This window comes from Idiomarina sp. 017G (assembly GCF_004362265.1).
In the GTDB taxonomy this organism is placed as follows: Bacteria; Pseudomonadota; Gammaproteobacteria; order Enterobacterales; family Alteromonadaceae; genus Idiomarina; species Idiomarina loihiensis.
The window spans coordinates 183670-195588 of the sequence record NZ_SNWT01000004.1; the positions used below are offsets into that span (position 1 = coordinate 183670).

Sequence of the window (11919 nt, forward strand, 5' to 3'; positions counted from 1 at the left end):
GAGGTGTGCAGCGCCATGGATGGCGCTGCCCAAGCCCTACAGGGAAGTACTTGCGGGCGTCCTCGTAAAGAGTCCTTGCAATCTAAGCACTCATTAAGCCACGTTGATGGTTGGGATGATGTTTTCCTTGGCAGCTTTTTCTGCGTCGCGGAAGGCATCCATCTGGTCGAAGTTCAGGTATTTGTAAACTTCGCCAGCCATTGAGTTAATGTCCTGTGCGTACTCCAGGTATTCTTCCGGTGTTGGCAGACGACCAACGATAGCACCGACAGCGGCAAGCTCTGCAGAGGTCAGGTAAACGTTAGCGCCATCACCCAAACGGTTCGGGAAGTTACGAGTTGAAGTAGACAGTACCGTTGCGCCCGGTTCTACCCGTGCCTGGTTACCCATACACAGTGAACAGCCCGGCATTTCTGTACGAACACCGTTACGCTCGTAAATGTCGTAGTAGCCTTCAACTTCCAGCTGGGCTTTATCCATTTTCGTTGGTGGTGCAATCCACAAACGGGTATTTAATGGGTCAGAGTTTTTCTCTAGCAATTTGCCTGCTGCACGGAAGTGACCAATGTTGGTCATGCACGAACCAATGAAGACTTCATCAACGTTGTTGCCTGAAACTTCGCTCAGGAACTTCGCATCGTCCGGGTCGTTCGGGCAACAAACGATAGGTTCTTTAATGTCGTTCAGATCAATTTCGATAACCGTAGAATAGTCAGCGTCTTTGTCCGCACGAGTCAGCTGTGGATTCTCTAACCAGTCTTCCATCTTACGGGCACGACGCTCCAACGTACGCGCATCGCCGTAGCCTTCGTTGATCATCCAACGCAGCATAGTGATGTTTGAACGCAGGTACTCGGCAACCGACTCTTCAGACAAATCGATGGTACAACCGGCAGCAGAACGCTCAGCAGAAGCATCAGACAATTCAAATGCCTGCTCAACGGTTAAGTGATCAAGACCTTCAATTTCTAAGATACGACCTGAGAAAATGTTCTTCTTGCCACGCTTATCAACGGTCAGGTGACCTTCTTTGATAGCGAATGCAGGAATGGCATGAACTAAGTCACGCAGGGTGATACCCGGCTGCATTTCACCTTTAAAGCGCACCAATACAGATTCAGGCATATCCAGCGGCATAACACCGGTAGCTGCAGCGAACGCGACCAGACCAGAGCCTGCCGGGAATGAAATGCCCAGCGGGAAACGCGTGTGCGAATCGCCACCAGTACCAACTGTGTCTGGCAACAACATACGGTTCAGCCAGCTGTGGATGATACCGTCGCCAGGACGCAAACTTACGCCGCCACGGTTCATGATGAAGTCAGGCAAGGTGTGCTGAGTTTCAACGTCAACTGGCTTAGGATAAGCCGCCGTGTGACAGAACGACTGCATAACTAAGTCTGAGTTAAAGCCAAGGCATGCCAGGTCTTTTAGCTCGTCACGAGTCATAGGGCCAGTGGTATCCTGAGAGCCTACAGTGGTCATCTTAGGTTCGCAGTAAGCGCCCGGACGAACACCTTCCATACCGCAAGCTTTACCGACCAGCTTTTGCGCCAGCGAGAAACCTTTACCGCTGTCTGCCGGTTGCTCTGGCTTACGGAATAAGTCTGATGGACCCATGCCCAGAGATTCACGTGCTTTTTCTGTCAGGCCACGACCAATGATCAGGTTAATACGGCCACCGGCACGGACTTCATCTAAAATTACGCGAGACGCATAATCGTATTCAGCGATAATTTCGCCGGCTTCGTTCTCGATTTTGCCTTCGTATGGGTAGATAGTGATGACATCGCCCATGTTCATTTTTTCAACGTCGGCTTCAAACACCAACGCACCTGCGTCTTTCATGGTATTGAAGAAAATCGGCGCAACTTTAGATCCGATGCAGATACCGCCGGCACGTTTGTTCGGTGTGCCCGGCATGTCTTCGCCAATGTTCCACAATACGGAGTTGGTTGCCGACTTCCGTGAAGAACCGGTACCCACTACGTCGCCAACGAAGGCAACCGGGTGACCTTTTTCTTTTAATTCTTCAATTTGCTTGCCTGCATCGGTAATGCCTTCGCGTGGCATTTTGTACATCGCTTTAGCATGCAAAGGAATGTCCGGACGAGACCATGCATCTGGTGCCGGAGACAGGTCATCGGTATTGGTTTCGCCAGTCACTTTAAAGACAGTTGCTTTAATGGACTTAGCCAGCTCGTCGCTGTTGGTAAACCATTCAGCATTGGCCCAGGATTCAACCACTTCTTTCGCCAGCGCGTTACCGGCTTTCATTTTCTCTTCCACGTCGTGGAAGGCGTCGAACATTAAGATGGTTTCTTTCAGTTCTTTTGCCGCCAGTTCAGCCAGCTGAGAGTCGTCCAGCAATTCCACCAAAGTGACGATGTTGTAACCGCCGTGCATATTGCCCAACAGCTTCACTGCGTATTCTTTACTCACAACCGGACTTTCAATTTCGCCCTTAACAACGGCGCTTAAAAAGCCTGCTTTAACATAAGCCGCTTCGTCCACACCAGGTGGTACACGCTCGGCTAACAGCTCGACCAGAAAGTCTTCCTCGCCTGCTGGAGGATTTTTCAGTAATTCCACTAAATCGGCTACTTGCTCGGCATTTAATGGCTTCGGAGGGATGCCTTCTGCGGCGCGCTCTTCTACGTGCTGACGATATTCTTTAAGCACTTATAGTACCTCTCATTTGCTTGCATGAATTCTAGACGGTTCACTAGTGCGGCGCATTATACGGATTTTACTGTTAAATTCCCATGACACGGGGCTATAAAACAGATAATTCAGGGTATAAATGGGGTGAATGCGCCCGGGTTACGGGCGCGGTACTCGTTGCACTATGGCGTACATGACAGGCACAACAAACAAGGTCAGCAAAGTGGCAAAACCGAGACCAAACATGATGACCGTTGCCATGCTGGCAAAGAAGTCATCGAACAGCAGCGGGATCATCCCCAAAATGGTGGTGGCTGCCGCCATGCCTACCGGACGAACACGGCTAACCGCAGCATCGCTTAACGCTTGGGTTGCTTCTTTACCGGCGTCAAGCTCAGCATTAACCTGTTCCAGTAACACCACACCGTTTTTAATCAGCATGCCGGAAAGGCTGAGGAAGCCGAGTAACGCCATAAAGCCAAAGGGTTTATCCAAAAGCAAGAGCCCAACAGTCACACCAATAATGGAAAGTGGTACGGTCGTCCACAACACAGCGGCCTGACGAATGCTGTTAAACAGCAGCACGGTGATAATAAACATCACCAGAAAACCTAAGGGCAAGGCACCAAACAACGCTTTTTCGGCTTTACCGGCGGCTTCATGCTCGCCGCCCCAGGTTAATTCGTAACCTAGCGGCAAGTCGATACCCTCAAGCTTAGGCCGGACCCGCTCAAATACTTGCGCGGCCGTTTCCTCACCAAGTAAGTCGTGATCGGCCATAACAGTGAGTGTTCGCTTACGGTCACGACGGAGTATTAAAGGGTCTTCCCAAACCACATCAATTGAACGCGCAACTTGAGCCAAAGGTACAAAACGGTCGAACGCCGGACTGTAAATTTGCAGCTCCTGCCAGTTGTCTAAATCGACCCTCTCTGCCGCGGGTGCACGCTGCACTATCGGTAATAAATCGGTGCCATCGCGGTAAATGCCAATTTGCCGGCCAACAAAATTAGCCAGTAGCAGATTGTTCACGTCTTCTTTTGTAATGCCGGCGCGCCGGCCTGCCGCTTCGTCGTATTCCGGCCGCAACAATTTGGTCGGCGTACGCCAGTCGGAACGAATGTTTACTGCGCCTGAATCCTCGGCAAGAATAGCCTGGGCCTTTTTACTTAGCTCACGCAGGGTACCAATATCCGGGCCGGAAAAACGTGCTTCAATCTTTGCCGGAGTAGCCGGACCAATTTCAACCCGTATCAGTTTGTCCTCAACGTCCGGATGCTCTTCACGAATTCGCTCACGAATGTCACGCATTAACGCATCCATCGCGTCTTTGCCTTCTACCCGTACCAGTAGCTGCGCATAACTTTCGTAACTTTTTTCCACCAGATAAGTCAGGGTAAACCGCGGTGCTCCCTGACCTATGGTCGTGGCTACGGAGGTCACTTCACTTTTCTCCAGCAAGTAGTCTTCCAGGCGCTTAGAGTCCTGTTCGGTATGACGAATATCCGTACCTTGTGGGTACCAGAGATCGACATAAAATAACGGCGTTGTCGATGGCGGGAAAAATGCTTGTTTCGCCTGTCCGAATCCAACCACCGCTGCCACCAACGTCACGAGCATTACCAGCATACTGATAATGCGGTGACGCAAACAAACAGCCAGCATTTTCTTATAGCCACGATAAACCGGATGAGAAAAGACATCGTCCTGCTCATCGCTATTACCAATGTCCTTCGCAGAGTATAAGCGGTCGGCTAAAAACGGAATGAGGGTCAGTGCAGTCACCCAACTCAGCAGCAAGGAGATCAGCAGCACCCAGAATAAACTCCCGGCAAATTCACCAGTGGCGTCTGACGATAAACCGATTGGCGCGAAGGCAATAATGCCGATAACAGTCGCTCCCAGTAGCGGCCACTGGTTTTGCTTGACCACGCTAACGGCGGCATCCACTTTACTCATGCCCCGTCGCATACCGACCATAATACCGTCGGCAATGACTATCGCGTTATCTACCAGCATGCCCAGCGCAATAATCAACGCACCGAGGGAAACTCGTTGCAGGTTAATATCTCCCAGGCGCATAAAAATGAAGGTCCCCAGCACCGTCAACAACAGTACCGTGCCAATCAGCAGGCCACTACGGAAGCCCATGGTCAGCAGTAATGCAATAATAACGATGGCCACCGCCTCTACCAAGTTCAGCAGAAAATCATTAACTGAGTTTTCAACTTGATGCGGCTGATCGTAAATACGGTCGACCGACATCCCTATCGGCTTAGCATACTCCAGCTCATCCATTCGTTTTTGCAGACGCTCTCCCACTTCGACAACATTCACGTTATCCGCAAACGACAATGCCAGCCACAAGGAAGCCTTTCCGTTATAGCGCACCACATGATCCGGAATGTCTTTGGTTTCACGATAAATGGTCGCTACATCACGCAAGTAGATACGCTGTTCAGCGCCGGGGTTACTAATAACCAGCTTTGCCATATCTTCCACATTGGCAAATTCACCGCTGGTTGCAATGCGCAATGCTTCCTGATCAACGGTTACCCGTCCGGCGTTTGCTACGGCATTCTGAGTTTGCAGCAGCCCAGCAATACGGCTGGGAGGAACCCCGAAATTTGCCAGACGTGAGCGCGACACTTCCACCACAACCTGCTCTTGCTGCTCTCCTGCAAGAGTGACTTTGCCTACACCATCAACTAAAACCAGTTCACGACGTAAAAAGTCAGCATAATGCTCAATATCTTTGTAGGAATAATCGGGCCCGGTAATGGCCATCATAACGCCATACACGTCAGCAAAGTCATCGCGAATAATAGGCTCGCTGGTGCCAGGAGGAAGCTGACCTTTGGTGTCGTTAATTTTACGCCGCAATTCGTCCCATATTTGGTGCAAATGCTCTTCGCGGTAGATGCTTTTCATCTCAACCGTTATTTGCGACAACCCGGGCTTGGAAATAGACTTAACGTGGTCAACGTAACTTAGCTCCTGAATCGCATTTTCCAGCTTATAGGTTACCTCTTCTTCTACCTGCTGAGCCGATGCGCCCGGGTATGGCGTAATGACCATGGCCTGCTTAATTGTGAACTTGGGGTCTTCCAGGCGACCGAGCTGAGTCAGGGCAACCAGACCACCAATTAACAGGATGAGAAATAACATCCAGCTCGTGGTTTTTCGCTCCATGCTGTATTGAGCTATATTCATTACAGACCCCGTTCACGTTGCCATTCACGCACCTGCTGATTATCTTTCAGCTGATGAACCCCGGCTATGACGATGGTTTCACCTTCTTGCAGCCCGTCAAGTACCGTAAGGCCATCGTTGGTCATTGGTCCGACATTCACTTTACGTTTTTGCACACGCATATCGTCGTTAACAACCCAGACATAGGAAGCGTCATTTGTGTCACTAAACACCGCTTTTGCCGGCACCACCATGCCTATTTGAGAGGAACGCAGTACTTCATTAATGTCGACAATAACTGTTGCCGTCATACCCGGCAGAACATTGATATTTTGCGGTTTAGGTAGTGTGAACACGACTTCGTAGGTATTCGTCGCGCCGTCCGATTGTGAATCCCACTCTTTTAAGTGAGCCGGATAAGTGAATTCCGGCGCGGCATCAAAGCGCACTTCAGGCTGGTAATCGATTTGTTTTTTGACCTTGGCAAAAAGTTTTTCCGGTACATTAATGCTGATATCAATAGCATTGCTGATTTGTAAGGTAACAATAGGCTGCTTAGCCTGCACATTTTCATAGGCTTCCACGGCCAGGTTCGCCACAACGCCATCGAACGGTGCGGTCAGTTTGGTATAGCGTAAATTCGCTTTGGCGGTTTCGTAGTTTGATTTTGCCACTGCGAGCTCTGACTCTATCTGGTCAAATTGTCCTTCCGACATGACACCTTCATTAACCAAAACTTTGTTTCTATCGTATTGAGATGATGCCAGTTCATATTGTGCTTTCGCCTGATCGACAGCCAGTTGGTAGTCGGTTGGGTCCAACTGCGCGATGAGATCGCCCTGCTTGACTTCGGTACCCGGGCGGGCTGGTAACTCAGTAATTTCTCCCGCGACGCGGAACGTCAATTGCGCCACTTTAGCCGCCTCGACCACCGCGGGGAATTCACGTAACCGCGGACCGTCAGCTTCAGTCACTTGCATAAGCCGCGCCGGGCGCGCTTGTTGAGTATCATTAACTTCTGCTTGTTCACTGCACGCCGCTATAACAACAGCAGCCAGAGCGATAGAAAGAGGTTTCAGCCAGCGCATGAATTCAGTTCCGATATTTTCAGGGAAATTTAATTGGAATAAGTTTACCCTAAGTATAGTTACAGTTATATTGAATTAAAATTAAAAAGATAATCAGAAAAATTTAATGAATTTATCTCACCTAAAAATGATGATCACCGTAGCTAACCTCGGTAGTCTGCAAAAAACAGCCGAGCAACTCAACCGCACACAGTCTGCGGTGAGTATGGCGTTGAAGAAACTGGAAGAGAACGCCGGTTTCGCCTTATTCAACCGCGACGGTTATCGCCTGGAACTGACCGAACAGGGTCAGCATTTTCTGCGGCAGGCGGAGGAAGTGGTGCGCCAGCAGCAGCGGCTGCAATCACTGGCTAACCAGCTGAAACACGGAGCAGAACCTTTGCTGACGCTGTGCTATGACCATACCTGTGACAGCAAACTCTGGGTGCCCAGTATTCAGCACATTCAACAGCAATACCCGGCTACCGAGCTGCACGTAGACGGTGAGTCGCAAATGCGGGCGCTGAAGCGTATTGATAACGGCAGCGCCGACTTAGCTTTGTGTCCCTGGCTGCCTTTATTTCGCCAGTACGGCGACTTTGAAACCTTGCCGGTGGCACCGTTTGAATTGACGGTTGTGATGTCAGCCGCGCTGATGAAAGAGTTTGGCCGTATGCCACAAAGCCGCCAGGATTTATTAGAGTTGCCTATGCTGGTACCGCAGAATCTGGAAATAGGCATTAATCTGGATGCAGTATTACGCCTTCCCAGCCAGCAGCGCATAAGGGTGAATGAGGTGAATACTCAGTTTGAACTGCTTATGGCCGGTTTTGGCTGGGGCATTATTCCCAAACACATTGCCCTGGACGCACTGGAACAAGGCAAGCTGGTTGAAATCAGTATTCCCGGATTCGTTCAGCAAGTGCGTTTGGAGATTCACTTAGTACGCTCAGCTAACCGTACCTTAGGCCCGGCGGCTAATGCCATTTGGGAAAGTTTCGCCTGACGTTAATTTTGGGGGAATTGCGCGCGTGACGATCACAGCACGTAGCCTGACATTTATGTCAGGTGAGATGCCGGGCGGAAAGATCGGTGCAGTTTGCGTCAGGTGCGGTGGCAGATAGTGGGCGTGCCTGACGGTTGCGGCGAACCATTGAGGAGGTGTGCAGCACCATGGATGGCGCTGCCCAAGCCCTACAGGGATGTATTTACGAGCGTCCTCCTCAATGGTTCCTGCAACCTCCAGCGCTCGCTATATTCCACCTCACCTGACATAAATGTCAGGCTACGCGCTCCTTTTTCTCCACCGCACCTGACGTGAACGTCAGGCTACGCCGCGTTATTTCCGGGCGAGATAGAACACGGCAGGGATAACCAGCATGGAGATTAGCGGAGCTAATACCATACCACCCACCATGGGAGCGGCGATGCGCTGCATGACTTCGTTACCGACACCGCCACCCAGCATTATCGGCAGCAACCCGACAATAATGGTCAGCACGGTCATGGCTTTGGGTCGTACCCGCAACAACGCGCCTTCTTCCACCGCTGCTTTTAGCTGATCTTTATCGTAGGCCACGGCTTTCCAGGCGTTGTTCAGGTATAACAGCATAACCACGCCGAATTCCGCAGCAACCCCAGCCAGAGCTATCATGCCGACAATAACCGCCAGTGACAGGTTGTAATCCAATAGATAAATCAGCCATAAGCTACCGGTTAATGCCAGCGGTAAGGTCCCTATCACCAGTAATGCCTGCGGTAGTGAGCGGAAAGTCATGTACAACAACAGCAAAATAACCAACAGCGTCAGCGGAATGATCTCTTTTAAGTCGCTTTCCACCTGTTGCATGGCTTTGTATTGCCCGGTCCAGCTCCAGTTATAACCAACCGGTATCTCCACTTTAGCCATAGTATCGCTAACTTGATTAATGTAGTCGCTAACCGTGAGGCCTTTCGCTGGTTCAATAAAGATCCAGCTGCTTAAGCGGGCGTCCTCACTTTTCAGCATAGCTGGGCCCTGAGTTACCCTTATATCGGCGACATCGGACAGAGTCAGCCACTGCCCGGAAGCCGATTTAACTGGCAGGGTTTTCAGCTTCTCGATATGGTCGCGCTGCTCTCGCGGATAACGCAGGTTAATAGGAAAACGCTCATTGCCCTGTACCGATGTCGCAATATTCGCTCCACCAATGGCGTACTGAATATGATCGTGAATGTCGCTTTGGCTAATGCCGTAACGGGCAGCTTCACGCAGTTTCGGCTCAATTTCTATATAACGACCGCCACCAGAGCGCTCTGCAATAACAGAACCCGTTGCCCCCTGTTCAGAAAGCGTATCTTCAATACGGGTGGCCAGTTTTTCTATTTCACGAAAATCACTACCGCTGACTTTAATAGCCAACGGGGTTTTAACGCCGGTGGCCAGCATTTCAATGCGGGTACGAATGGGCTGTACCCAGGCATTAGTCACGCCGGGTATTTGCACCCGCTCATCCAGCTCAGCAATAATGTCATCTACCGTCATTCCTTCACGCCATTCGCTTTCCGGCTTCAGCGTAATGCTGGTTTCTATCATGGTCATTGGCGCAGGATCGGTGGCGGTGTCAGCACGACCAACTTTACCGAATACGCGCTCAACCTCGGGCTGCGCAGCAATGAGCTTGTCGGTTTGCTGTAACAGCTTACCGGCACTTTCAACACTGATGCCCGGCAGTGTGGTGGGCATGTACATTAGGTCGCCCTCATGTAGCGGCGGCATCAGCTCGTAATTAAGCTGCTTATACGGGTGCCAGGCAGATGTGGTGATCAAAAGAGCCAGTACAATAATGGTTTTAGGGAACTTAAGTGTGAAAGCCAGCAGTGGTCGGTAAAGCGCAATTAAACCGCGAGACAGCCAGTTCTTTTCTTCAGCGGGTATTTTCCCGCGCACCAGTAACGCAATCAGCACGGGAATAAGTGTCACGGCAATAATTGCGGCAGCGGCCATGGCCAGAGTTTTGGTATAAGCTAAAGGCTCAAACAGACGCCCTTGCTGGCCTTGCAGCACAAACACCGGAACAAAGCTGACGGTAATGACCAGTAGCGAGAAGAACAGCGAAGGCCCCACTTCGCGACAGGCTTCATTGACAATTTTAAGCCGCGCGGCGCCTTTAGCTACTATCTGATGCCGTTCCTGATAGTTCTGCAGATGCTTGTGGGTGTTTTCGATCATGACAATGGCAGCATCCACCAACGCACCAATGGCAATGGCGATTCCCCCCAGGCTCATAATGTTGGCACTGATACCCAGCATGTTCATTATCCACACCGCGAACAACACCGACAGCGGCAAACTGATAATGGCCACCACCGCTGAGCGCGCATGCCAGAGAAACAAGATGCACACCACAGCAACAAAGAACATCTCTTCTATCAATTTGGTGATGAGGTTGTCCGTTGAGGCTTCAATCAGGCTTGACCGGTCATAGGTCGGCACCACTTTGACGCCGTCGGGCAGACCCTGCTTCAGCTCCTCCAGCTTGTTTTTAACAGCGGCAATGGTTTGTAGGGCATTTTCGCCATGACGCATGACCACAATACCACCCACGACTTCGCCGTCACCATTCAGCTCGGTAATACCGCGGCGCACCTGCGGCCCAATGCGAATATCAGCCACTTCTTCCAACAGCACAGTACCCTGCTGCTCTGATGTGAGCGGCAAGGGAATTTTGCGAATGTCTTCGACACTTTTTAAATACCCTAAGCCGCGCACCATGTATTCAGCTTCACCCATTTCAACCACAGAGCCGCCCACTTCGTTATTGGCCTGCTGAATGGTTTGTTTTACCTGGTTCAGGGTGAGGTTATAACGATGCAAGGCTTCCGGCTGCAGCACCACCTGATAGGTTTCGACCATACCGCCAACCGTTGCAATTTCTGCTACCCCCTGCACACTTTGCAGCTCCTGTTTTAGGAACCAGTTTTGCAGGCGGGTTAGTTCACCCAGGTTACGCTGGTTGGTCTCATCAACCAATGCGTATTGATACACCCAGCCAATACCGGACGCATCGGGGCCTAACTCCGGCCTAACTTGGTCCGGAAGCTGGTTTTGCGCCTGATCCAGGTATTCGTTCACCCGGCTTCGGGCCCAGTAAGGGTCGGTTCCGTCTTCAAAAATAACGTAAACGTAGGAGTCGCCAAAAAAAGAGAACCCGCGTACTGAGGTGGCTTTAGGTACGGACAGCATCACACTCGAGAGCGGATAGGTCACCTGCTCCTCCACTACCGCCGGCGCTTGTCCCGGGTAATTGGTTTTGACGATAACCTGAACTTCTGACAAGTCCGGTATTGCGTCCAGTTTGGTTTGCTGCAGCGACTGCCAGGCCCAGAAAGCCAAACCAAAGAACAGCAGTAACACCATCCACGAATTACGTATGGAGGCTTCAATAATACGAGCTAACATAAAACCTCCTAGTGGTTATGTTGTGGCGCAGGGGCATCATCGCTGCTATCCAGACCCAGACCTTGCAAGCTGGCCTCTGAATCCAGAAGGAATTGCCCGGAAGTGACCACTAACTCACCTTCCTGCAGGCCTTCTTCAATGGCTATTTGGTTACCCACACGCAGCCCGGTCGTCACTTCGCGCACTTCAAATTCGCGCGCTCCGGATTTTACCACCACACGGTTATTGGCTCCGGTGACAATTAAGCTGGCAACCGGCACAACCACAGCATCTTTTACTGCCTCCAGTTCAATATGAGCCGTCGCCCAGAGTCCTTCACGCAGCCGATCAATGGAGTCATTAACCGGAATACGGACTTTGATGGTCTGGGTTACCGGATCAACTTGCGGATAAATGTAGTCAATGGTGTTCATCCAGTGGCCGCCAGGGAAGTGCTCAGAAGAAATATGGGCCATTCGCCTAATGCTTGTCAGTTAAGCTAACTGGCTGTCGGTTTAGAAGGCGGTCGCATCGGATAACGTTGCGGCCGCCTTTTTATTGAACGAGGGTAATATC

General features: G+C 50.9%; 6 protein-coding genes. 1 reads left to right on the forward strand and 5 read right to left on the reverse strand.

Annotated features, from left to right (window positions below; translation table 11 throughout):
• Positions 1–93: 93 nt before the first annotated feature.
• From acnB to DEU30_RS07830, 3 genes are all read right to left on the reverse strand, one after another.
• A complete protein-coding gene (gene acnB, locus DEU30_RS07820; protein ID WP_114981851.1) occupies positions 94–2682 on the reverse strand; it encodes a bifunctional aconitate hydratase 2/2-methylisocitrate dehydratase in 2589 nt (862 codons plus the stop codon).
• Positions 2683–2823: 141 nt separating this feature from the next.
• Entirely contained in the window at positions 2824–5877 is a 3054-nt protein-coding gene (locus DEU30_RS07825; protein WP_114981850.1) for an efflux RND transporter permease subunit, read from the reverse strand.
• Complete coding sequence (locus tag DEU30_RS07830) at positions 5877–6944, reverse strand: efflux RND transporter periplasmic adaptor subunit (protein ID WP_114981849.1); 1068 nt, start codon at positions 6942–6944, stop codon at positions 5877–5879. Before DEU30_RS07830 ends, DEU30_RS07825 begins: the two co-directional genes overlap by 1 nt.
• 106 nt (positions 6945–7050) lie before the next feature.
• Here DEU30_RS07830 and DEU30_RS07835 point away from each other — a divergent pair, with 106 nt between their 5' ends.
• On the forward strand, positions 7051–7929 hold the full coding sequence (locus DEU30_RS07835; RefSeq protein ID WP_114981848.1) for a LysR family transcriptional regulator: 879 nt from the start codon (positions 7051–7053) through the stop codon (positions 7927–7929).
• A gap of 333 nt (positions 7930–8262) precedes the next feature.
• Here DEU30_RS07835 and DEU30_RS07840 read toward each other — a convergent pair whose 3' ends face one another.
• Positions 8263–11364: a CusA/CzcA family heavy metal efflux RND transporter gene (locus tag DEU30_RS07840; RefSeq protein ID WP_114981847.1), complete on the reverse strand. Its 3102-nt coding sequence runs from the start codon at positions 11362–11364 to the stop codon at positions 8263–8265.
• Between the two features lie 8 nt (positions 11365–11372).
• Positions 11373–11819, reverse strand: coding sequence for an efflux RND transporter periplasmic adaptor subunit (locus tag DEU30_RS07845; protein WP_227016338.1), 447 nt, complete (start codon positions 11817–11819; stop codon positions 11373–11375).
• Positions 11820–11919: the final 100 nt, after the last annotated feature.